Raw genomic sequence first — 23,187 nt, forward strand, 5'->3', positions numbered from 1 at the left:
TCGATGTTCCGGGTATTGCTACCGGTCCGGAAAGCCGGGCATCGATGCGATCGGCAATACCAGTACGTCCGGTTTGCTGGGGAGTTCTACGAAACCATATTTTTTGCAGGAATCCGCAGCACCATCTTTTGCATCCACAAACATGGCGAACCCGCCCACCAGCCGGGACGCCAGACATACCCTTTCCATCGCTTCGAACAGCAGACGTTCTCCGTACCCGCGTTTTTGCGCGTGAACCGATACCGCCAGTCGCGCCAGCGTGTAACCAGCCACGTTTGCAGGCAGCTTTTTTGCCATCGCGGCAGGTAAGTCACCGCTGGGGGTAAGATTACGGATCGCCATGGTCATGAAACCCTGCGGTACCGTGGGACTCTGCTCTTCAACCAATACAAAGGTTTTAGAGGTATTGTTTTTCTGATGTTGGCGCGCTGTCGTCTTCAGCCACTGGTTGAGCGCCGCACTGCCGCAATCGAAATTTGCGATCTCATGCAATTTTCCCAGCGCTTCAATTTTGACGGTCGCCATATTTCTGCTCCATGAATCGCTTGAAGCCGCGCTTCATGGCTTCGTTCGGTTCTGGCGGATGATCGAGCAGATTCAATAACATGGCTGCATCGTCCTGCGAAATGGTGATGCGCTTTTCACGATCGACGATCTTTTGCGCTTTTTCGAGCGCTGCCTGGACCACGAAACCGTTGAGCGTGGTCCCGGTCAATTCAGCTGCCGAATTCAACACCTCCGCGACCGCAGTCGAAATACGCGCGGTAATCCGCTCCTTCTCGACGAATGTATTCACAGAATTACCTCCTGGTCAGCTGCGCGAACGGTGGTGGAACGATCAAAATATAGCATAGGAAGCCAGGTCAGAGACGAAGTGACGCCATGCGGCACTTTGCCACCAACGAGCAGCAGACAAAAAAAACCGCCATCGGCGCACGCGCGACGATGGCGGTTTTCTTAATCAGCAAACTTACGCCAGCTTGCCGTGGCAAGCCTTGTATTTCTTGCCGCTGCCGCAAGGGCAAGGATCGTTGCGGCCGACCTTGAGGCCCATTTCCATCAGCTGCTCGCCGGTGAGATTCTGCAGTTCCGGCGGCAGGTTGGCGTACTGGTTGCCGCTGGCCGATGCCGGTGCCGGCGCCAGCAATTCTTCCGGCGCCGCGTTCGGATTGAAGTCGGCGTGCTGGTAGCTGACGTTTTCCACGTGCGACTTCTGCATCTCGGCTTCGGCCGCCTCGATCTCGTCGCGCGACTGGATGCGCACGGTCATGATCAGCTTGACCACTTCGTTCTTGATCATTTCCAGCATCTGGCCGAACAGCTCGAACGCTTCGCGCTTGTATTCCTGCTTCGGATTTTTTTGCGCGTAGCCGCGCAGGTGGATGCCCTGGCGCAGGTGGTCAAGCGCGGCCAGGTGTTCGCGCCAGTGCGTGTCCACGCTTTGCAGCATGACGTTGCGCTCGAAGCCGGCAAACGATTCGCGGCCGACGATGGCGATCTTGGCCTCGTACTGCGCATCGGCAGCAGCGAGCACGCGCTCGAGGATGTCGTCGTCGTTGATGTCCTTCTCGGTCTCGAGCATGCGCGCCAGCGGCAGGTCGATCTGCCACTCGGACGCCAGCGCCGCTTCCAGGCCCTTGATGTTCCACTGCTCTTCGACCGATTCGTGCGGCACGTATTCGCGGACCAGGTCGGTGAAGGCGCCGTGGCGCAGCGAGTCGATCAGTTCCTTGGTGTCGGTCGCTTCGAGCAGCTCGTTACGCTGCTGGTAGATCACCTTGCGCTGGTCGTTGGCGACGTCGTCGTATTCCAGCAATTGCTTGCGGATGTCGAAGTTGCGCGCCTCGACCTTGCGCTGGGCCGATTCGATCGAGCGCGAGACGATGCCCGCTTCGATCGGCTCGCCTTCCGGCATCTTCAGGCGGTCCATCACGGCGCGCATGCGGTCGCCGGCAAAGATGCGCAGCAGCGGATCGTCAAGCGACAGGAAGAAGCGCGACATGCCGGGATCGCCCTGGCGTGCAGCGCGGCCGCGCAGCTGGTTGTCGACGCGGCGCGATTCGTGGCGCTCGGTACCGACGATGTGCAGGCCGCCGGCTGCGACCACTTCGTCGTGCAGCGCCTTCCAGCCGTCGCGCAGCGCCTGGGCCTGTTTAGCCTTGTCGGCATCGGACAGCTCGGGATTGGCTTCGATGAACTGGATCTGCTTTTCCACGTTACCGCCCAACACGATGTCGGTACCGCGACCGGCCATGTTGGTGGCGATGGTGATCGCGCGCGGGCTACCGGCCTGGGCAATGATCTCCGCTTCACGCGCGTGCTGCTTCGCGTTGAGCACGTTGTGCGGCAGACCGGCCTTGGTCAGGATGCCGGAGAGCAGCTCGGAATTCTCGATCGAGGTGGTACCGACCAGCACCGGCTGGCCGCGCTCGTAGCACTCGCGGATTTCCAGCATCATGGCGTTGTATTTTTCCTGCGCCGACTTGTACACCTGGTCCTGGCGGTCCTTGCGCTGGGACGGACGGTTCGGTGGCACGACCACGGTTTCGAGGCCGTAGATTTCCTGGAATTCGTACGCTTCGGTATCGGCCGTACCGGTCATGCCGGACAGCTTGGTGTACATGCGGAAGTAGTTCTGGAACGTGATCGAGGCCAGGGTCTGGTTCTCGTTCTGGATCTTGACGCCCTCTTTCGCTTCCACGGCCTGGTGCAGGCCGTCGGACCAGCGGCGGCCCGTCATCAGGCGGCCGGTGAATTCGTCAACGATGATGACTTCGCCGTTCTGCACCACGTACTGCTGGTCCTTGTGGTACAGCGCGTGCGCGCGCAGCGCAGCGTACAGATGGTGCACCAGCGTGATGTTGGCGGAGTCGTACAGCGACGCGCCTTCCGCCAGCAGCCCCATCTGGGTGAGGATGGCTTCGGCTTTTTCGTGGCCCGCTTCGGTCAGCAGCACCTGGTGCGATTTCTCGTCCTTGGTGTAGTCGCCGGGCACTTCGATCTTGCCCTTGCCGTCCGAGGTTTCCTCGCCGATCTGCAGCGTCAGGTGCTGCGGCACTTCGTTGATCTTGTAGTACAGGTCGGTATGATTTTCGGCCTGGCCCGAGATGATCAGCGGCGTGCGCGCCTCATCGATCAGGATCGAGTCGACTTCGTCGACGATGCCGAAATTCAGTTCGCGCTGGACGCGGTCCTTGGCGTCGAACACCATGTTGTCGCGCAGGTAATCGAAGCCGAACTCGTTGTTGGTGCCGTAGGTGATGTCGGAACGGTAGGCCAGCTGCTTGGTGCCATGGTCCATCTGCGACAGGTTGATGCCGGTGGTCAGGCCGAGCCAGCTGTACAGCTTGGCCATGGTCTCGGCGTCGCGCTGGGCCAGGTAATCGTTGACCGTGACGATGTGCACGCCCTTGCCGGACAGTGCATTCAGATAAGCCGGCAGCGTACCGGTCAGGGTTTTACCCTCGCCGGTGCCCATTTCCGCGATCTTGCCATGGTGCAGAACCATCCCGCCCAGCATCTGCACGTCGAAGTGGCGCATCTTGAACACGCGCTTGCTGGCCTCGCGGCAGACGGCAAATGCTTCGGGCAACAGGGCGTCCAGCGTCTCGCCCTTGGCGACCCGGGCCTTGAATTCGGGCGTCTTGGCTTGCAGCTCGGCATCCGACAGTTTTTCCATGGCCGGCTCGAGGGCATTGATCTCGCGTACCGTTTTTTGGTATTGCTTGAGCAGCCGCTGATTGCGGCTGCCAAAAATCTTGGTCAGTAATGACATGCTTGAATTCTTGAAAAAACGCCGTTAAAAAAGCTCTGTAGGGGAACGCGCCTTACCGCACGGAGTTCGACTATGGCAAAAGACGGTGATTTTATCACGCGTCCGCGAGTACATAGGGTCTGTAGCCTGGATAACAATAGGCAACATGTGAACAATGTCACTGAATCAACCTATTTTACCCCGTGGGGACATTTGACGGCCGTTATCGCGCGGCGGGCCGGCGCTGACGGTTGCCGCGCGGTTGTGATATGTTTCGCGCCATGCGATTCAATTCTTCCAACCTGTCGATCAAGCGCCGCACGGCCGTGGCCGCGACGGACTTCCTGCGCCGCGACGACAAGATGGCCACCCTGTTGCCGGCCATCGAGCGCATGGCGGCGCTGCAAAAGGACTGCGCCACGGCGCTGCCGGCCATGTTCCGCTACTGCGAGATCCTGGCCTTCGACGACGGTCAGCTGACCCTGTCCGTGCCGAACGCGGCGCTCGCGGCCAAACTCAAGCAGCAGATCCCGAAGCTGCAGGAAACCCTGGCCAAGCGCGGCTGGCAGATCGGCGCGACGCGCTTAAAAGTGCAGATGACCAAGGCGGCCGAGATCAAGGAACAGATGCGCTCGCTATCGCTGTCGGACGCGGCAGTGACGGCGTTCGACGAGCTCGGCAACAGTCTCGCACCGTCGCCGCAGAACGCCACGCTGATCGCCGCCGTGAAAGCGATGGTGGCGCGCCGCCGCCAGGAGTAAAGCCTGCAGCGCGCTAGGTTTCAGCCCACTCGTTGCTCATTTGCCGCGCATAAGATTGCGGCGCCGCGTCCACCTTGTCGAAGGTGACGATTTCATAGGCGTCTGGATGCTTGAGCAACTCCAGCAGCAGCTGGTTGTTGAGCGCGTGGCCCGACTTGTGCGCCTCGTAGCCGGCAATTAGCGGGTGGCCGACCAGGTACAGGTCGCCGATCGCGTCGAGGATCTTGTGACGGACGAATTCGTCGTCGTAGCGCAGGCCGTCCGAATTGAGGATACGGTATTCGTCCATCACGATGGCGTTTTCGAGCGAACCGCCGCGCGCCAGCCCGATGCCGCGCAACATTTCCACGTCCTGCATGAAACCGAAGGTGCGTGCGCGCGCCACGTCGTGCACGTAGGAGACGTCGCCGAAATCGACCACGGCGCGCTGCTGCGTACCATCGACGGCCGGGTGATTGAACTCGATGAAGAAGTCGAGCCGGAAGCCGTCGTGCGGCACCAGGCGTGCCCATTTTTCGCGCTCGCCCGTGCCCTCGCGGATTTCCACCGGTTTCAGCACGCGGATGAATTTCTTGGCGGCCGGCTGCTCCTGCACGCCCGCCTGTTGCAAAAGAAACACGAACGACGAGGCCGAACCGTCCATGATCGGAATTTCCTCGGCGCTGACCTCGATGTACAGGTTGTCGATGCCGAGACCGGCACACGCCGACATCAGGTGCTCGACCGTGGAAACGCGGGCGCCGTCCTTGACCAGCACCGAGGCCATGCGCGTGTCGCCGACCGCCATCGCGCTCGACGGAAACTCGACCATCGGCGAGAGGTCGACGCGGCGGAACACGATGCCGGTATCGGGGGCGGCCGGGCGCAGCGTCAGTTCGACCTTGCGTCCGGAATGCAGGCCCACGCCGGTGGTGCGGACCAGTTCTTTGATGGTGCGTTGTTTTAGCATGGGCTGATTATAGCGAAGTTGGCCGGCCGCGGTTGCCTGGACCTGGTTGGCCCTGACTGGCCCGGTTACGGGTGTTCGGACTCCTTGTGCACCGATTCGCGCCGCACCAGGTAGATGCCGCTGGCAATGATGATACCCGCGCCCAGCAGCGTGTAGCCATCGGGCAGCGCCTGCCACAATAGCCAGTCGATCGCCACGCCCCAGGCCAGCGCCGTGTACTCGAACGGCGCTACGATCGAGGCGCGCCCCGTGCTGAACGCCTTGGTGATGGCCAACTGGCCGAAAAAGCCCGACAGGGCCAGCGCCAGCAGCACCCAGCCGTCGGCCGCGCGCACCGGCACCCACGCCGGCCAGGCCAGCACCACCGCGCCGGCAGCCATCAGCGTCAGCAGCCAGAACATCATCGACTCGGTGCTGTCGGTGCGCGCCAGCAGCCGCGCAGTGATCGCCGACACCGCGTAGCAGGCCGCCGCTGCCAGGATCGCCAGCCCGCCCAGCGTCAGGAAGCCGCTGCCTTCGGGCCGCAATACCACCAGCACGCCGACCAGCCCGACCACGATGGCCACCCACTGCCCGGCCGCCACGCGCTCCTTGAGCACGAACACGGACAAGGCCGTGATCAGGGCCGGCGCGATGAAGAAGATCGAATACGCCTCGGCCAGCGACAGCGCTTTCAAGCCGTAGGCAAACGTGGTCAGCATGGCGATGCCGAGCACGGCGCGGAAGCAATGCATGGACCAGCGCACCTTGAGGATGCCGCCGAACGCGCCGCGATACCAGACATAGGCGCACAGCAGCGGCAACGAACTCAAGGCACGCAGGGCCGTGACCTGGGTGGCCGGATAGGTGGCCGAGAGCAGCTTCATGGTGGTATCCATGAACGAGAACATCATCACGGCGATCAGCATGGCGTAGATGCTGTGCAGATTTTCCTTGCGGGAGATGGCGGGGACGGAAATCAGGGCAAGCTCCTTGCTGCGCCGGCCCCGCTGCACGGGACCGCTGGGAACGTCATCATGGCGACGTCCGGAGCCAGGACCGCACACACGAACGGGACACCCGTGAGGGTCACACCCGATTATAGCAACCTGACAACGGCTTTGCAGCGGCAGCGCTGACTAAGGCAACAGCATCACCAGCTTCACATCGTGCCGCCCGGCCAGGTGCAGCGTCACCTGGGTAAAGGCCAGCGCACCGAGCGACGGATGCTGGAAGCGGCGCAGGCCGCCGTCGCGGGCCACCACGTCCTGCGAGGTCCAGCGCGCGCGGAATTCGGCGCTGTCCTGCGCCAGTTCGGAGATCAGGCCGGCCACGGCAGGCAAGCCCGCGTGCTTGCCGATATCGGCGCGGAACTCGGCCACCAGGCGGCTGGCGCGGTCGTCCCAGTCGACGATCAGGCCGCGCGCGGCAGCACTGCGGAACATGAAGCGCAACAGGTTGGGACGCAACGGCGAGGGGGCTTCGGGAGCTTCGGATACTGCGTGTGCGTCAGTTGCCTCAGGCGCGGCAGGTCTTGCGAGCGTATCAGGCAGCTCGGCAGTCGCGGCAGCCGCAGACGCTTCCGGCGCCACCGCCAGCCAGGCGCCGAACAGCGTCCGCGCACCAGCATTCCACGCCAGCGCATCCCAGCGTCGATCGAGCACATAGGCGGGGGCGTCGATGGCGTCCACCATCGGCTGCAACGGTTGCGCTGCCGCGTGCATGGCGCCGGCCTGCGGATCGAGCCGTTCGGCCAGGCTGAACAGGTAACCGCGTTCGGCCGCACTCAGTTGCAGCACCTCGGCCAGGCGCGCCAGCAGCTTGCCGGACGGCGCCACCTCCCTGCCCTGCTCGAGCCAGGTCAGCCAGGTGGGACTGACCTCGCACAGCTGCGCCAGTTCCTCGCGCCGCAGGCCAGGCGTGCGGCGGCGGCCGCCGGCGGGCAGGCCTGCGCGTTCGGGCGTGATGCGCTCGCGGTGGGCGCGGATGAAGTCGCCGAGATTGTGTTGCATGGAACTTCCTTATACCAGGATAAAACCTTGTCTTGTTACAGGATAGGAATCCGCCTATTCTGCCCTGACTGCCACTACCCCTGGAGAAAATGTCATGCAACAGCACACCCTGGTCGCCACGCAGTTCGGCAACACCGCAAGTTCGTACCTGACCAGCGCGGTCCATGCACAAGGCGCCGACCTGAACGCCCTGCGCGCCATCGCTGCCGGCATCACGGGCAGCGTAACGGTTACCGGCTCCGGTGCCGGTTTTAGCAACGGTCCCGCTCCCGGGACCGGCCCAGGCCCTGTAGTGCTGGACCTCGGCTGCGGCGCCGGCCACGCCAGCTTCGCGGTGGCGCCGGTCGCCGCATCAGTGACGGCGTTCGACCTGGCGCCGGAAATGCTGGCCGTGGTGGCCGGCGCGGCGCGCGAAAAGGGCTTGCACCAGATCGTCACCCGGCAAGGCAACGTCGCCAGCCTGCCGTTTGCCGACGCGTCGTTCTGCATGGTGATGACGCGCTTTTCCGCCCACCACTGGCACGACGTCCCGGCGGCGCTGCAGGAAGTCCGGCGCGTGCTCAAGCCGGGCGGCACCTTCGTCGTCATCGACATCACTGCGCCCGAAGCGCCCCTGCACGACACCACCTTGCAGGCAGTGGAACTGCTGCGCGACGGCTCGCACGTGCGCGACTACCGGCCATCGGAATGGCGGTGCATGCTGGCCGACGCCGGCTTCAGCGCACCACAAACCGACGCCTGGAAGCTGACCATGCAATTCGACGACTGGACCGCCCGCATGCGCACCCCGCTCGAACGCATCACCGCCATCCGCAGCCTGCTGGACAACGCACCACAGGAAACGCGCGACTACTTCGCCGTGCAGGACGACCACAGCTTCACCATCGACGCGACCTTACTTCGGGCGCAGATCCGACTTCCGGACACGAACTAAGCCATATGGCTGCTGTGACCACGTCACACGGTGGAACTGTCCAAGTATCCAAGCAGCACTGTCAGCACCGAATCCTGGCAGGCTAAGCCTTTTTATGGTCGGGCTTGTGTCCAGAGGTCGGATCCGCCCCCGAGGTGTGCGTGGCTTCGGCCACCGCCTCTGCCACCGGCTGCCCGCCGACCGACTCCTGCGGCAGCTGGCCGATGCGGCGGGTGGCGGGGGCTTGCTGGTCGGTGTTGACTTCCTCTGCGACCTGGTCTTCGGCGGGCAGCAGCTTGTCGGATCGTGGATTGGCTGGCGTGGTCATGGCGGCGCCTCCTGTGCAAACCAGCTTGGAGGCGCGCTGCGGCGGCAAGTTCCCGGTATTGCGCCTCTGTCGGCATCGTCCTATCGGCTGCGGCATGGCCGGCATTTTTTCGGGCGCCGCCTCCTACACATTCTGCGCACCCTGCCCCACACGGGCGCACGCGCCGCCGGCCTATGCTGCTTCCATTGACCGGAGACAGCCGCCATGAGCGACACCATCGACAACGCTTTCGTACCGACCAGACCGAGCGCGCCGCCCGGCGTGCGTGCTGGCGCCGCGGCCGGCCACGAGCACGAGCACGAGCGCCCGCGCGGCTGGCGCCGTTGGCTCTATGCCACCAACCACAAGGACATCGGCACCTTGTACCTGTGCTTCGCGCTGCTGATGCTGATGGCGGGCGGCGCGCTGGCCATGCTGATCCGGCTCGAGCTGTTCCAGCCCGGCCTGCAATTCTTCCAGCCCGAGTTCTACAACCAAATGGTGACCATGCACGGACTGGTGATGATCTTCGGCGCCATCATGCCGGCCTTCGTCGGCTTTGCCAACTGGATGATACCGCTGCAGATCGGCGCTGCCGACATGGCGTTTGCGCGCATGAACAACCTGTCGTTCTGGCTGCTGCCGCCGGCCGCGCTGCTGCTGGCGGCTTCCTTCTTCAGCGGCGGCGGCGCCACCGCTTCCGGCTGGACCTTGTATCCGCCGCTGTCGATCCAGATGGGATCTGGCATGGACCTGGCGATCTTTGCCATCCATCTGATGGGCATCTCGTCCATCATGGGCGCCATCAACATCATCACGACCATCCTCAACCTGCGCGCGCCCGGCATGACGCTGATGAAGATGCCGATGTTTTCCTGGACCTGGCTGATCACCGCCTACCTCCTGATTGCCGTGATGCCGGTGCTGGCCGGCGCGGTCACCATGCTACTGACCGACCGCCACTTCGGCACCACGTTTTTCAACGCTGCCGCCGGCGGCGACCCGATCATGTTCCAGCACCTGTTCTGGTTCTTCGGCCACCCCGAGGTCTACATCATGATCCTGCCCGCCTTCGGCATCATCTCCGAGGTGGTGCCCGCGTTTTCGCGCAAGCCGCTGTTCGGCTACGCGTCGATGGTGTATGCGGCAGCGGCAATCGCCATCATTTCCTTCATCGTGTGGGCGCACCACATGTTCGCCACCGGCATGCCGGTCACCGGACAGCTGTTCTTCATGTACGCCACCATGCTGGTGGCCGTGCCCACCGGCGTCAAGGTGTTCAACTGGGTCGCCACCATGTGGCGCGGCTCGCTCACGTTCGAGGCGCCGATGCTGTTTGCCATCGGCTTCATCTGGGTATTCACCATCGGCGGCTTCTCGGGCCTGATCCTGGCCGTCACGCCGATCGACATCCAGGTCCACGACACCTATTACGTCGTCGCCCATTTCCATTACGTGCTGGTAGCCGGCTCGCTGTTTGCCATCTTTACCGGTTTTTACTACTGGGCGCCCAAATGGACCGGCCACCTGATCGACGAGCGCCGCGCGGCCTTCCACTTCTGGAATTCGCTGGTATGGGTCAACGTGACCTTTTTCCCGATGCACTTCCTGGGCCTGGCCGGCATGCCGCGCCGCTATGCCGACTACTCGGCCCAGTTCACCGACTTTAACCAGCTCACCACGATCGGCGCGCTGCTGTTCGGCCTGACCCAGGTGTACTTCGTGTTGGCCATCGTGCTGCCCGCGATCCGCGGCGGGACACTGGCGCCGGCCAAGCCGTGGGAAGGCGCCGAAGGCCTGGAATGGACCGTACCGAGCCCGGCGCCATTCCATACATTCGAAAAGCCGCCGCTGGTGGCGTAGACAGCATGCCGCGCGATACCGGACCGCACGGCGACGCCGCCGCCCGCTGCTGGTGGCTGCATCGACGCCATGCCCTGAGTCGGCGCCAGTTGCAGCTGGCCGCTGCGGCCCTGTGCCTGCCCACGCTGGCACTGGCGGCTGTCTTTCTGTGGTGGGGCTACTGGCAGATGCTGGCCTACGCTGCGCTCGAGGTGGCAGTGATGGCCGCGTGCCTGCACCGGCATGGCCGTCACATGGACGATTACGACCGCATCGAACTGTCGCCGGCCTGCCTGCTGGTCGAGCAGCGGCGCGGACGGCGCTGCGAAACCTGGTCGCTGGCGCCGTGGCGCAGCCGCGTGCTGACGGCGGCGCACGATGTACCGCTGCTGGCCTGCGGACCGCTGCGCCTGTCCATCGGCAGCTGTGCAAACGCGCCAGCGCGGTGCCGGGTCGCCGCCGAGCTCACGGCTTTACTGGCGCCGCTGCAACCGTTGGCGCCGCTGGAATCGCTGACGCCGCCGCAACCTTCGACGCCATTGCAGCCTTCGACGCCGTGGCAGCCGTTGGCGCCATTTCGGCCTTCGACGCCGTTGCAACCTTCGACGTCATTGCAGCCTCCGACGCTGCGGCATCCGTTGGCGCCATGGTTACCGTTGCCGCCGCCGCGATCGGCGCCGTCGTCCGCACCACCGCCTGCCGGAACAGGTCTGGCGAGATGCCGAAGCGCCGCTGGTACGCTTTGGCGAACTGCGAAAAATCGGCATAGCCGCACTGGCGGGCGATGAATTTCAAGGCCAGGGTACCGCGCAGCAGCGACTGCGCGTGCTCGAGCCGCAAGGTCTCCACGAAGCGGGCCGGCGTCTGCCCGAAACGGGCCGTGAATTTGCGGTGAAAGGTACGCGGCGACATCGCCACCTGCGCCGCCATCGCTGCCACATCCACCGGCTGCGACAGGCGCGCCCGCAGCCACACGAGCAGCGCCGAAAAGTCGGGATCGGCCTTTTCGTGGGCGGCGATCACCGCGCTCACCTGCGCCAGGTAGCCGGGACGCCGGCTGGCGATCACCAGGCGCTTGGCAATCGCGTTGGCAATACTCTCGCCGACGTCGTCGGCCACCATCTGCAGCGTCATGTCGATGCCGGGTCACGCCGGTATCGACAAATCGTCCAGTAAAAAAAAACGGCGCCGCAGCGCCGCCTTCTTGCTGCGGATCCGGCTTAGACCTGACCCAGCAGGGTTTCGGCGTTCGAGACTTCGAACTTGCCGCCCTCTTCCACGTTCAGCTTGGTGACCTTGCCGTCTTCGACCAGCATCGAGTAGCGCTGCGAGCGGGTGCCCATGCCGAACTTGCTGAAGTCGGCGTCCAGGCCCAGCGCCTTGCTGTAAGCGGCGTTACCGTCGGCCATCATGCGCACGATGCCGGTGGCTTTCTGGTCGCGGCCCCAGGCCCCCATCACGAAAGCGTCATTGACCGAGATGCACCAGATTTCATCGACGCCCTTGGCCTTGAACGCTTCCGCGTGCTGGACATAACCTGGCACGTGCTGCGCCGAGCAGGTCGGGGTGTAGGCGCCCGGCAGGCCGAAGATGGCGATCTTCTTGCCCTTGACCAGGTCTTGTACATTGAACGTGTTCGGGCCCAGTGCGCAGCCTTCGGTTTCGGTATCGATGAATTCGGACAGGGTGCCTGCTGGCAGTTGATCGCCGATCTTGATGGTCATGGTGACTCCTTTGTATAAATATGGGAACGGAAAAAGCCGCGACGCGCGCGGCTTTTCACGGCTGATAATAGCCAGTATGCCTGAACCGCCGCGATCTTGCAGCCGGCGGCACGGCGGGCGCTCCTAGTCGGCCTGCTTGCGCAGGAAGGCTGGAATGTCATAGGTTTCCATGCCATTCTTTTCCATCGCGCGCACCTGCTCGGAAGCCGATTCGCGGCGCCAGACGGCTGGCGCCTTCATGCCGTCGAAGCCGGCCGCACCCGAACCCATCACGCCGGTGGCGCCCATCGACACATTGACGGCTGCGCCGCCCATGCCGGCCGATGGCATCATCGGGCTGTTGTGGGTGCCGGTGCGCAGCAGTTGCTGCGGTACCAGCTGCACGTGCTTCTTGTTCTTGCCCAGGCCGGTGGCGACCACGGTCACGCGGATCTCGTCGCCCATGGCGTCGTCGTAGGCGATACCCTGGGCGATCGATGCGTCCGGCGCGGCAAAAGCGCGCACGGCAGCCATGACTTCCTTGATTTCCTTACCCTTCAGGCCACGGCTGGCGGTCACGTTGACCAGCACGCCGCGCGCGCCCGACAGGTCGACGCCGTCGAGCAGCGGCGAGGCCACGGCCTGTTCGGCGGCGATGCGTGCGCGGTCGATGCCGGACGCGGTTGCAGTACCCATCATGGCCTTGCCCTGCTCGCCCATGATGGTCTTGACGTCGTTGAAGTCGACGTTGATGTGGCCCGGCACGTTGATGATCTCGGCGATACCGGCCACCGCGTTGTTGAGCACATCGTCGGCGTGCTGCAGCCATTCGATCAGCGATTCGTCTTCGTAGATCTCTTCGAGCTTTTCGTTGAGGATGACGATCAGCGAGTCGACATTGGCCGACAGCTGGTCCAGGCCTTCGTCGGCGATGTCCATGCACTTCTGGCCTTCGTGCGAGAACGGCTTCGATACCACCGCCACGGTCAGCGCGCCCAGCGACTTGGCCACTTCGGCCACGATCGGTGCGGCGCCGGTGCCGGTGCCGCCGCCCATGCCGGCAGCGATGAACACCATGTGCGCGCCGCGCAGCGCATCTTCGATGCGGGCGCGCGACTCTTCGGCCAGCTTGCGGCCGACGTCCGGCTTCATGCCGGCGCCCAGGCCGGTCTCGCCGATCTGGATAACGTTGTCCGCGCGCGAGGTGGCCAGCGCCTGCGCATCGGTATTGGCGGCGATGAACTCGACGCCGGACATGCCCTTGTTGATCATGTGCTGAACCGCATTACCACCCGCGCCGCCGACACCGACCACCTTGATGACCGTGCCCAAAGCTGCGTTATCGACCATATCGAACTCCATGATGTGCTCCCTATCAGTTTGCCGTTTCCAAGCGCCAGTGCTCATATTAGTAGGAGAACTGGAGATTGAAAACTGCGGATTAATTTAAATAATTTCGTGACCTTGTTTGCTGCCGTATTTGTTGCCGTTCCGTGCTGCCCTGCTGCCGTCCTGTACTGCATTGATTCAAAAATTCCCGAGGAACCATTCCTTCATGCGCTGCCACACCGCCTTCACCGACCCGTCCTGGCGCGTGACGATGTGTCCGCGCAGGTACTGCTTTTTCGCTTCCAGCAGCAGACCCAGCACCGTTGCGTAGCGCGGGCTGCGCACCACGTCGGCCAGCTGGCCGCGGTAGTCCGGCGTGCCCAGGCGCGCCGGCCGCAGGAAGATGTCTTCCGCCATCTCCACCATGCCCGGCATGATGGCCGTGCCGCCGGTGAGCACGATGCCCGACGACAGCACGCCTTCGTAACCGGACTCGCGCACCACCTGGTGCACCATCGCAAACAGCTCTTCCACGCGCGGCTCGATCACGGCCGCCAGCGCCTGGCGCGACAGCGTGCGCGGACCGCGGTCGCCCAGCCCCGGCACTTCCAGCGATTCGCCCGGATCGGCCAGCACCTGCTTGGCCACGCCGAACCGGATCTTGATCTCTTCCGCCTCAGCGGTCGGGGTGCGCAGCGCCATCGCGATATCGTTGGTGATCTGGTCGCCGGCAATCGGGATCACGGCCGTGTGGCGGATCGCGCCGTCCGAGAACACCGCCACGTCGGTGGTGCCGCCGCCGATGTCGATCAGCACCACGCCCAGTTCCTTCTCGTCGGTGGTCAGCACCGCATCGGCCGAGGCCATCGGCTGCAGGATCAGGTCCGACACTTCGAGACCGCAGCGGCGCACGCATTTGACGATGTTCTGCACGGCCGACACGGCGCCGGTGACGATGTGGACCTTGACTTCGAGACGGATGCCGCTCATGCCGATCGGCTCGCGCACATCTTCCTGGCTATCGACGATGAACTCCTGCGGGACGGTATGCAGCAACTGCTGGTCCGTCGGAATGTTAACCGCCTTTGCCGTTTCGATGACGCGCGCTACGTCGGTGGCCGTCACTTCTTTTTCCTTGATCGCCACCATGCCGCTCGAATTGAAACTGCGGATATGGCTGCCGGCGATACCGGCATACACGTTGCGGATCTTGCAGTCGGCCATGAGCTCGGCCTCTTCCAGCGCGCGCTGGATCGACTCGACCGTCGCTTCGATGTTCACCACCACGCCTTTTTTCAGGCCCTTCGATTCGTGCTGACCCAGCCCGATCACTTCGTGGCGTCCATCCCCCATCACCTCCGCCACCACGGCCACCACCTTGGAGGTGCCGATGTCGAGACCGACGATCAGGTTTTTAGCGTCTTTTGTCATGTTGCCTGCTCTGTTCTGCTTTAATGTTGTTGTGCTGGTTGCGGTGGCTTTTGCGCGCCACCGGTGGTTTTTTTCATCGCCTGTTTTTTCGGCCAGGCGCCGTCTTTCGGTATCTTCAATCCCTTCGCGCTCAGCGCCAGGCCGTTCTGGTAACGCATGTCGATGGTCTCGATGTCGGGCAGGTTGGCCACCAGCTGCGGGTAGATGCCCAGCAGCCGGTCCACCCGTTCGCGCAGCGTGGTGGCGGTCTGCTCGCGGCCGAGCGCCACGCTCATGCCGTTGTCGAGCCGGACCGTCCACGCATAGCGGCTCGACAGCGACAGCGCTTCCGGTACCAGCTGCAGCGGCGCGAACCAGCTGCGCAGTTCGCCGTAGCGGGCCAGCACTTCCTTCTCGCTGCCATCGGGGCCGTCGAATTCCGGCAGTTCATGGTCCTCTTCCGCTTCGGCCACGTTGGCGGTAAATACATCGCCCTTGGTCGAGAGCAGGCGGCCGTCCTTGCCCCAGGTGCCCAGCACTTCGTGCTCTTCGAGCGTGACGATCAGCTGGTTCGGCCACTCGCGGCGCACGGTGGCGCGGCGTACCCACGGCACCGCCTCGAACACCTGGCGCACGGCGTCGAGGTTGGCCGTGAAGAAGTTGCCCTTCAGGCGCCACAGCGCGCTGTTACGCAGCGTCAGCTGGTTTACGTGGCGCAGACCGTCGCTGTCCATGCTCTCGATGCGGATGGTGCGCAGGTCGAACATCGGACGCTGCGCCACCCACCACACGCCGGCGGCGATGCATGCCAGCAGCGCGGCTGCGAACAGCGCGCTGGCGGTGGCATTCAAGGCTTTAGCGTCTTGCCACATCGTGCGTTCAACCCTTCATCTTCAAACGTGCGGTGCGCAGGATCGCCACGCACAGGTCTTCATAGCTCATGCCCTGCGCGCGGGCAGCCATCGGCACCAGCGAATGGCCGGTCATGCCGGGCGAGGTATTGACCTCGAGCAGGAACGGCTTCTGATCGCGTTCGCGCAGCAGGATGTCCACCCGTCCCCAGCCCTCGCAACCGATGTTGCGGTAGGCGGCCACGGCAATGCGCTGCATCTCGGCCGTCAGTTCAGCCGGCAACATGGCCGGGCAGATGTACTGGGTATCGTCGCTGAAGTACTTGTTCTGGTAGTCGTAGTTGCCGGCCGGGGCGACGATTTCCACGATCGCTTGCGCCTTTGCCTCGGCGCCGGTGCCGAGCACGGCGACCGTGAACTCGCGGCCGCTGACGAATTCCTCGGCCAGCACGGCGTCGTCGATGGCGGCGGCGATATCGCAGGCGGCCTTGAACTGGCCGGCCGCTTCCACCTTGGTGATGCCGATGGTCGAACCTTCATGCGGCGGCTTGACGATCAGCGGCAGGCCGAGGTCTGCGCTGATGGCGTCGAGGTCGGACCCGCTGTCGACAACCGCGTAGCGCGGCGTCGGCAGGCCGGCCGCCAGCCACAGGATCTTGGTGGTGATCTTGTCCATGGCCACGGCGCTGGCCATCACGCCGCTGCCGGTGTACGGAATGCGCAGCAGTTCCAGCGCGCCCTGCAGGCTGCCGTCCTCGCCGTAGCGGCCGTGCAGCGCGATGAACACGCGGTCGAACTGCTGTTCGGCCAGTTCGGCCAGCGTGCGCTCGCCGGTATCGAAGCCGTGGGCATCGACGCCCTTGCTCTGCAATGCCTTCAGCACGCCGGCGCCGGACATCAGCGACACTTCGCGCTCGGCCGAACGGCCGCCGTACAGCACGCCTACCTTGCCCAGCGCCTCGATGTCTTCAGTCGAAATAGTGCTCATGGTCAGACCTTGGGATAGTGAGTCAGTTTGGCCGGGACGGCGCTGATGGCGCCGGCGCCCATGGTGATGACGACGTCGCCGTCGCGCACCACGCTCATGATGGTTTCCGGCATGTCGCCGATATGTTCCACAAAAATCGGTTCGATCTTGCCGCGCGCACGCAGCGCATGCGCGAGCGAGCGGCCGTCGGCCGCCACGATCGGCGCTTCGCCTGCCGCGTATACCTCGGCCAGCACCAGCACGTCCGGCGCACCAAGCACCTTGACGAAATCCTCGAACAGGTCGCGCGTGCGGCTGTAGCGGTGCGGCTGAAACGCCAGCACCAGGCGCCGGCCCGGGTACGCCGCGCGGGCGGCGGCCAACGTGACTTCCGTTTCCACCGGGTGGTGGCCGAAGTCGTCGACCAGCGCAAACGTGCCGCCGGTCGGGATGCTTACTTCGCCATAGCGCGTGAAACGGCGGCCGACGCCGCCGAAGCCGGCCAGGCCGGCCTGCGTATGGTGGTCTGCGATGCCGATTTCGCGCGCGATCGCAATCGCCGAGCAGGCATTCTGCACATTGTGCAGGCCGGGCTGGTTCAGCACCACGTCCAGGTCCGGGTAGCCTTCCTGCAGCACCGTGAAGTGCATTTCCACGCCGACCGCGCGGGCGTTGATGGCGCGCACTTCCGCGTCCTCGTGGAAGCCATAGGTGGTCACCGGCTTGGTCACGTGGGCGATGATGTCGCGCACGTGCGGGTCGTCGATGCACAGCATGGCGCGGCCGTAGAACGGCAGGCGGTGGGTGAAGTGCACGAACGCCTGCTTGAGCTTTTCGAAGTCGTGCTCGTAGGTGTCCATGTGGTCGGCGTCGATGTTGGTGATCACCTCGATCATCGGCGTCAGGTTCAAAAACGAGGCATCCGACTCGTCGGCTTCGGCCACCAGGTAGTCGCCGGTGCCGAGCTTGGCGTTGGCGCCGGCTGCGGTCAGGCGCCCGCCGATCACGAAGGTCGGATCGAGGCCGCCCTGGGCCAGCACCGAGGCGACCAGGCTGGTGGTGGTGGTCTTGCCGTGGGTGCCGGCAATGGCGATACCGCGTTTCAAGCGCATCAGTTCGCCCAGCATCACGGCGCGCGGCACGATCGGCACCTTGCGCGCACGGGCGGCCAGCACTTCGGGATTGTCCTGCTGCACAGCGGTCGAAGTGACGACCGCATCGGCAGCGCCGATGTGGTCGGCCGCATGACCCTGGAACACTTTGGCGCCCATGTCCGCCAGGCGCTGGGTGACAGCGTTGCTGCCCAGGTCCGAGCCGGAAACGGAATAGCCGAGCGTGAGCAGCACTTCGGCGATGCCGCTCATGCCGCTGCCGCCGATGCCGACGAAGTGTATGTTCTGTACTTTATGTTTCACTACCTGTTCCTATGTACTAAGCCTATGTACTAAGCTTTGATTGCCAATTGTTCCAACACCTGCGCGATCGCCTCGTTGGCGTCGCGCTTGCCCACCGCGTGCGCCGCCGTCGCCATGGTCAGGCAGGTGCTGCGCGTGAGCGTCTCGAGCAGGGTCGCCACGCTGCGCGCGCTCATCTCCGTCTGCGGCAGGTGGATCGCCGCATCCTGTTTCGCCATCCACTGCGCGTTGTCGCGCTGGTGGCTGGTGGTCGAGGCCACCAGCGGCACCAGCACGCTGGCCACGCCGGCGGCAGTTAGTTCCGACACCGTGATCGCGCCGGCGCGGCAGATCACCAGGTCCGCCTGGGCGTAGGCGCCGGCCATGTCGTCGATGAAATCGACCACGTTGGCCGCCACACCGGCCTGCGCGTACGCCGCGCGCAGCGCGTCGATATGCTTCTTGCCCGACTGGTGGGTCACCAGCGGCCGCTGCGCGGCCGGGATCAGCGCCAGCGCACTTGGCAAATTGTCGTTGAGCGCTTTTGCGCCCAGGCTGCCGCCAACGACCAGGATGCGCAGCGGACCGCTGCGGCCCGCAAAGCGCGCGGCCGGCGCCGGCAGGTCGAGGATTTCCTGGCGTACCGGGTTGCCGGTGACGACCGCCTTGCCGGCCGCCTTGCCGAAGTTGGCCGGGAAGCCGAAGCACACGCGTTCGGCAAACGGCACCAGCGTCTTGTTCGATAACAGCAGCGCCGCATCGGCATTGACCAGCGCCAGCGGCGTGCCGCGCAGTTTCGCCATCAGCCCCCCGGGTACGGTAACGTAGCCGCCCATGCCGAGGATGACATCGGGCCGGCGCCGGCCGATAAAATCGTGACAGGCGACAAACGCTTTCACCATTTTCAGCGCGCCGGCCAGCGAGTGCTGCAATCCCTTGCCGCGCATGCCGGTGAAGTCGATGCTGTCCATGGCGATGCCGCTGTTGGGCACCAGGTCCTGTTCCATGCCGGCCGCCGTGCCGAGCCAGGTCACGTCCCAGCCGCGCGCGCGCATGGTCTGCGCGATCGCCAGGCCGGGGAAAATGTGGCCGCCGGTACCGGCTGCCATGATCATCAGTCGTTTCATAATCTGCCACCCCGCATCAGCACCCGGTTTTCGTAGTCGATCCGCAGCAGGATCGCCAGGCCGATGCAGTTAATCACCACGCCCGTGCCGCCATAGCTCATCAGCGGCAGGGTCAAGCCCTTGGTCGGCAACAGGCCCAGGTTGACGCCCATGTTGATGAAGGTCTGCACGCCGATCCAGATGCCGATGCCCTTGGCCGTCAGGCCGGCAAAGGTCTGGTCGATGGCAATGGCCTGGCGGCCGATGTCGAAGGCGCGCTTGACGATCCAGTAGAACAGCGCGATCACCACCAGCACGCCGACCAGGCCCAGCTCCTCGCCGATCACCGCCATCAGGAAGTCGGTGTGCGCCTCCGGCAGGTAGTGCAGCTTTTCCACGCTGCCGCCCAGGCCCACGCCGAACAGTTCGCCGCGACCGAAGGCGATCAGCGAGTGCGTGAGCTGGTAAGCCTTGTTCATCGCATTGTTTTCGTCCCACGGATTGAGGTAGGCGAAATAGCGCTCGCGGCGGAACTTGGACAGCGCGATGATGGAGCCGAAGATCGCCACCAGCATCAGGCCGATGCCGCCGAACCAGACCGCGTTGATCCCGCCCAGGAACAGGATGCCCATGGTGATGCAGACGATCACGCCAAACGCGCCCAGGTCCGGTTCGAGCAGCAGCAGCAGGCCGACGAAGCCGACCGCAGCGGCCATCGGCAGGAAGCCCTTGGTCAGCTTGTGCATGTATTCCTGCTTGCGCACCGTGTAGTCGGCCGCGTACAGCACCGCCACCACCTTCATCAGTTCGGACGGCTGGATCTTGATCACCAGCAGCGACAGCCAGCGGCGGCTGCCGTTGACCACCGAGCCGAGGCCCGGGATCAGCACCATCACCAGCAGCACCAGCGTGCCGATGAACAGGTAAGGCGCCCAGCGCTGCAGCGTGGCGATGCGGGTGCGAAACACGAACATGCCGACGATTAGCGACACCACCACGAACATGGCCTGGCGCTGCAGGAAATAGGTGTTCTGCCAGCGCACGTAGTTGGCAAAGCGCGGCGAATCGGGCAGCGAGATCGAGGCCGAGTACACCATCACCATCCCGAACAGCATCAGGATGATGGTGACCCAGACCAGCGGCTGGTCGTACTCCATCATCTTCGACTGGCGCGCGCGGCCATCGATCGGCGTGACCGCTTTCTGACCGAAACGGAATGGCATCTGGAAGGCCATCAGAGCTCCTGTCCGCGGTCGAGGGCGATGTCGCGCACGGTGTCGACAAACACCTGGGCGCGGTGCGCATAATTGCGGAACATGTCCATGCTGGCGCAGGCCGGCGACAGCAGCACGGCGTCGCCGGGCTGGGCCAGCGCGCGCGCGCGCTGCACGGCCTGCGGCAGGTCGGTGCCGCAGTCTTCCAGCGCCACGCCCGCATCCTGCAGCGCCGTGCGCAGCAGCGGCGCATCGCGGCCGATCAGCAGCACGGCGCGCACGTAGCGCGCCACCGGCTCGGTCAGCGGACCGAAGTCCTGGCCCTTGCCGTCGCCGCCGAGAATTACCACCAGGCGCTGGTCGGCGCCGGTAAAGGCTTTACCGAGACCGTTCAGCGCGGCCACGGTGGCGCCCACGTTGGTGCCCTTGCTGTCGTCGTAGTATTCAACGTCGTCGATGGCGCCCACCAGCTCGACCCGGTGCGGCTGGCCGCGGTAGTCGCGCAGGCCGTGCAGCAGGGGCGCCAGCGGCAGGTCGATGGCGCGGCACAGCGCCAGCGCAGCCAGCGCGTTGGCGGCGTTGTGCACGCCGCGGATGTGCAGCGCATCGGACGGCATCAGGTTTTTCACCACGGTTTCCAGCGGCGGCGGGGGCGGCTCGTTCTTCTTGCGCTTTTTCGGCTCGCCCTCGTCCTCGGCAGCCACGGCGGTGGCAAGCCACAGCACGCCGCGCTCGTTGTGCAGGCCGAAGTCACCGAGCTGTTTCGGCGCATCGGTGCCGAAGCCGACATTGTTGCCTTGGTTCGATGCCATGCGCATCACGGTGGCGTCGTCGCGGTTCAGTACGCGCACGGTGTCGTGGGCGAAGATGCGGTGCTTGGCAGCGGCGTACGAGGCCATGTCGCCGTGCCAGTCCAGGTGGTCCTGGGTCACGTTCAGGACCGTGGCGGCGTGGGCTTCGAGCGTGAAGGTGGTCTCGAGCTGGAAGCTCGACAGCTCCAGCACCCAGATCTCGGGCAGGCTGTCCTGGTCCAATACTTCGCGCAGCACGTCGAGTGCGGCCGGGCTGATATTGCCGGCCACGCGCACAGTGTGACCGGCGCGCTCGCACAGCTGGCCCACCAGCGTGGTCACCGTGGTCTTGCCGTTGGTGCCGGTGATGGCAATGAGCTTCGGCGCATAGCCGCGCGCAGCGTTCAGCGACTCCAGCGCCTGGGCAAACAGCTCGATCTCGCCCCACACCGGGATGCCGGCGGCAGCGGCGGCCGGCGCGATCGCGGCCAGCTCGCGGCCCGGCGCCAGCCCGGGGCTCACGGCGACGAAATCGACGCCATCGAGCAGGCTGGCATCGAAGGCGCCGGCGACGAACTCCGCGTCCGCCACCGCTGCCTGCAGGACCGGCAGGCGCTCGGGCGCGGCGCGGGTATCGGCCACGCGCACGCGCGCGCCGCTGCGGGCCAGCCACAGCGCCATCGCCAGCCCGGATTCGCCGAGCCCGAGCACCAGTGCGTATTTGCCGTCGTAGATCATCGCAGCTTCAGGGTAGACAAGCCAACCAGCACCAGCATCATCGTGATGATCCAGAAGCGCACGACGACCTGGGTCTCTTTCCAGCCTTTTTGTTCGAAGTGGTGGTGCAGCGGCGCCATCAGGAACACGCGGCGACCGACGCCGTAGCGCTTCTTGGTGTACTTGAACCAGCCGACCTGCATGATCACCGACACCGTCTCGGCAACGAAGATACCGCCCATGATGAACAACACGATTTCCTGGCGCACGATGACGGCGATCGTGCCCAGCGCGCCGCCCAGCGCCAGCGCGCCGACATCGCCCATGAACACCTGCGCCGGGTGGGTGTTAAACCACAGGAAGGCCAGGCCGGCGCCGGCCAGCGCGCCGACAAAGATGATCAATTCGCCCGCGCCCGGAATGTGCGGAATCAACAGGTACTTCGAATACGTGGCGCTGCCGGTCAGGTAGGCGAACAGGCCCAGCGCCGCGCCGACCAGGATGGTCGGCATGATGGCCAGGCCGTCGAGACCATCGGTAAAGTTGACGGCGTTGCTGGTGCCGACGATCACGCAATAGGTCAGTGCGATGAAGCCCCACACGCCCAGCGGGTAGCTGATGGTCTTGAAGAACGGCACGATCAGGTCGGCCTTGGGCGGCAGGTCCATCTCGAAGCCCGACTGCACCCAGGCGAAGAACAGTTCGAACACCTTGCCGGCACTCGGCGCCGACACCGAGAACGCCAGGTACAGCGCGGCGGCCAGGCCGACCAGCGACTGCCAGAAGTATTTTTCGGCCGAGCGCATGCCCTCCGGGTCCTGGTTGACCACCTTGCGGTAATCGTCGACCCAGCCGATGGCGCCAAAGCCGAGCGTAACCACCAGCACCGGCCAGATCAGGCGGTTCGACAGGTCGCACCACAGCAGCGTGGACACGCCGATGCCGATCAGGATCAGCACGCCGCCCATGGTGGGGGTGCCGTGTTTTTTCAGGTGGGTCTGCGGACCGTCGGTGCGCACGGCCTGGCCGTACTTGAGCGCGGTCAGCATGCGGATCACGGCCGGACCGGCGGCCAGGCCGATCAGCAGCGCCGTCGCCGCAGCGGCCACGGCGCGAAAGGTGATGAAGTTGAAGACCCGGAGCGGGCCGATCTCGTCCTGGAAAAACTGAGCGAGCCAAAGCAGCATG

General features: G+C 64.6%; 21 protein-coding genes and 1 pseudogene. 4 read left to right on the forward strand and 18 right to left on the reverse strand.

Features of this window, described 5'->3' with window-relative positions; all coding sequences use genetic code 11:
• Positions 1-18 precede the first annotated feature (18 nt).
• From ASF61_RS00755 to secA, 3 genes are all read right to left on the reverse strand, one after another.
• Positions 19-525 (reverse strand): GNAT family N-acetyltransferase, encoded by a 507-nt coding sequence (locus ASF61_RS00755; RefSeq protein ID WP_056150142.1) that lies wholly within the window; start codon positions 523-525, stop codon positions 19-21.
• Complete coding sequence (locus tag ASF61_RS00760) at positions 506-796, reverse strand: DUF1778 domain-containing protein (RefSeq protein WP_056150147.1); 291 nt, start codon at positions 794-796, stop codon at positions 506-508. Before ASF61_RS00760 ends, ASF61_RS00755 begins: the two co-directional genes overlap by 20 nt.
• 174 nt (positions 797-970) lie before the next feature.
• Entirely contained in the window at positions 971-3,775 is a 2,805-nt protein-coding gene (gene secA, locus ASF61_RS00765) for a preprotein translocase subunit SecA (RefSeq protein WP_056150150.1), read from the reverse strand.
• 260 nt (positions 3,776-4,035) lie between these two features.
• Between secA and ASF61_RS00770 the strand changes: the two genes are divergently transcribed.
• Positions 4,036-4,515: a DciA family protein gene (locus ASF61_RS00770; protein WP_056151173.1), complete on the forward strand. Its 480-nt coding sequence runs from the start codon at positions 4,036-4,038 to the stop codon at positions 4,513-4,515.
• 13 nt (positions 4,516-4,528) lie between these two features.
• Here ASF61_RS00770 and lpxC read toward each other — a convergent pair whose 3' ends face one another.
• The 3 genes from lpxC to ASF61_RS00785 form a co-directional block, all read right to left on the reverse strand.
• Positions 4,529-5,464, reverse strand: coding sequence for a UDP-3-O-acyl-N-acetylglucosamine deacetylase (lpxC, locus tag ASF61_RS00775; RefSeq protein WP_056150153.1), 936 nt, complete (start codon positions 5,462-5,464; stop codon positions 4,529-4,531).
• 65 nt (positions 5,465-5,529) lie between these two features.
• The gene (locus ASF61_RS00780) at positions 5,530-6,372 is read right to left on the reverse strand and encodes a DMT family transporter (protein ID WP_056151175.1); all 843 of its coding nucleotides are present in this window, start codon (positions 6,370-6,372) and stop codon (positions 5,530-5,532) included.
• 210 nt (positions 6,373-6,582) lie between these two features.
• Positions 6,583-7,455 (reverse strand): helix-turn-helix transcriptional regulator, encoded by an 873-nt coding sequence (locus tag ASF61_RS00785; protein ID WP_056150155.1) that lies wholly within the window; start codon positions 7,453-7,455, stop codon positions 6,583-6,585.
• Positions 7,456-7,549: 94 nt separating this feature from the next.
• Between ASF61_RS00785 and ASF61_RS00790 the strand changes: the two genes are divergently transcribed.
• Positions 7,550-8,389: a class I SAM-dependent methyltransferase gene (locus ASF61_RS00790; protein ID WP_056150158.1), complete on the forward strand. Its 840-nt coding sequence runs from the start codon at positions 7,550-7,552 to the stop codon at positions 8,387-8,389.
• An 82-nt stretch (positions 8,390-8,471) separates the two neighbouring features.
• On the opposite strand, the gene ASF61_RS00795 is transcribed toward ASF61_RS00790, so the two are convergent.
• The gene (locus tag ASF61_RS00795) at positions 8,472-8,696 is read right to left on the reverse strand and encodes a hypothetical protein (RefSeq protein WP_056150161.1); all 225 of its coding nucleotides are present in this window, start codon (positions 8,694-8,696) and stop codon (positions 8,472-8,474) included.
• 204 nt (positions 8,697-8,900) lie between these two features.
• On the opposite strand from ASF61_RS00795, the gene ctaD reads away from it, so the two are divergent.
• Together ctaD and ASF61_RS24485 are read left to right on the forward strand one after the other, a co-directional pair.
• A complete protein-coding gene (gene ctaD, locus ASF61_RS00800; RefSeq protein ID WP_082491137.1) occupies positions 8,901-10,538 on the forward strand; it encodes a cytochrome c oxidase subunit I in 1,638 nt (545 codons plus the stop codon).
• A 5-nt stretch (positions 10,539-10,543) separates the two neighbouring features.
• A pseudogene (locus ASF61_RS24485) lies at positions 10,544-10,933 on the forward strand (DUF2244 domain-containing protein); the annotation flags it as partial.
• Positions 10,934-10,982: 49 nt separating this feature from the next.
• Here ASF61_RS24485 and ASF61_RS00810 read toward each other — a convergent pair.
• The 11 genes from ASF61_RS00810 to mraY all read right to left on the reverse strand — a co-directional run bounded on the left by ASF61_RS00810 (position 10,983) and on the right by mraY (position 23,186).
• Complete coding sequence (locus ASF61_RS00810; RefSeq protein WP_056150167.1) at positions 10,983-11,651, reverse strand: helix-turn-helix domain-containing protein; 669 nt, start codon at positions 11,649-11,651, stop codon at positions 10,983-10,985.
• An 86-nt stretch (positions 11,652-11,737) separates the two neighbouring features.
• Positions 11,738-12,241, reverse strand: a complete 504-nt coding sequence (locus ASF61_RS00815) for a peroxiredoxin (protein WP_056150170.1) — start codon at positions 12,239-12,241, stop codon at positions 11,738-11,740.
• A 123-nt stretch (positions 12,242-12,364) separates the two neighbouring features.
• Positions 12,365-13,582: a cell division protein FtsZ gene (gene ftsZ / locus ASF61_RS00820; RefSeq protein ID WP_056150172.1), complete on the reverse strand. Its 1,218-nt coding sequence runs from the start codon at positions 13,580-13,582 to the stop codon at positions 12,365-12,367.
• 165 nt (positions 13,583-13,747) lie between these two features.
• Entirely contained in the window at positions 13,748-14,980 is a 1,233-nt protein-coding gene (gene ftsA / locus ASF61_RS00825; RefSeq protein ID WP_056150175.1) for a cell division protein FtsA, read from the reverse strand.
• 20 nt (positions 14,981-15,000) lie between these two features.
• Positions 15,001-15,831 (reverse strand): cell division protein FtsQ/DivIB, encoded by an 831-nt coding sequence (locus tag ASF61_RS00830; RefSeq protein WP_056150179.1) that lies wholly within the window; start codon positions 15,829-15,831, stop codon positions 15,001-15,003.
• Between the two features lie 7 nt (positions 15,832-15,838).
• On the reverse strand, positions 15,839-16,798 hold the full coding sequence (locus ASF61_RS00835) for a D-alanine--D-alanine ligase (protein ID WP_056150181.1): 960 nt from the start codon (positions 16,796-16,798) through the stop codon (positions 15,839-15,841).
• Positions 16,799-16,800: 2 nt separating this feature from the next.
• A complete protein-coding gene (gene murC / locus ASF61_RS00840) occupies positions 16,801-18,192 on the reverse strand; it encodes a UDP-N-acetylmuramate--L-alanine ligase (RefSeq protein WP_056150184.1) in 1,392 nt (463 codons plus the stop codon).
• 29 nt (positions 18,193-18,221) lie between these two features.
• Complete coding sequence (murG, locus tag ASF61_RS00845; RefSeq protein WP_056150187.1) at positions 18,222-19,298, reverse strand: undecaprenyldiphospho-muramoylpentapeptide beta-N-acetylglucosaminyltransferase; 1,077 nt, start codon at positions 19,296-19,298, stop codon at positions 18,222-18,224.
• Positions 19,295-20,512: a putative lipid II flippase FtsW gene (ftsW, locus tag ASF61_RS00850; protein WP_056150189.1), complete on the reverse strand. Its 1,218-nt coding sequence runs from the start codon at positions 20,510-20,512 to the stop codon at positions 19,295-19,297. The genes murG and ftsW overlap by 4 nt, the downstream gene beginning before the upstream one ends.
• Positions 20,512-22,020, reverse strand: a complete 1,509-nt coding sequence (gene murD / locus ASF61_RS00855; RefSeq protein ID WP_056150193.1) for a UDP-N-acetylmuramoyl-L-alanine--D-glutamate ligase — start codon at positions 22,018-22,020, stop codon at positions 20,512-20,514. Before murD ends, ftsW begins: the two co-directional genes overlap by 1 nt.
• Positions 22,017-23,186 carry a phospho-N-acetylmuramoyl-pentapeptide-transferase gene (gene mraY / locus ASF61_RS00860; protein ID WP_056150196.1) on the reverse strand — a complete coding sequence of 390 codons (1,170 nt, stop codon included), beginning with the start codon at positions 23,184-23,186 and terminating at the stop codon, positions 22,017-22,019. Before mraY ends, murD begins: the two co-directional genes overlap by 4 nt.
• Position 23,187 lies beyond the last annotated feature (1 nt).

Origin of the sequence: Duganella sp. Leaf126 (assembly GCF_001423125.1) — a bacterium.
GTDB lineage: Bacteria > Pseudomonadota > Gammaproteobacteria > Burkholderiales > Burkholderiaceae_D > Rugamonas.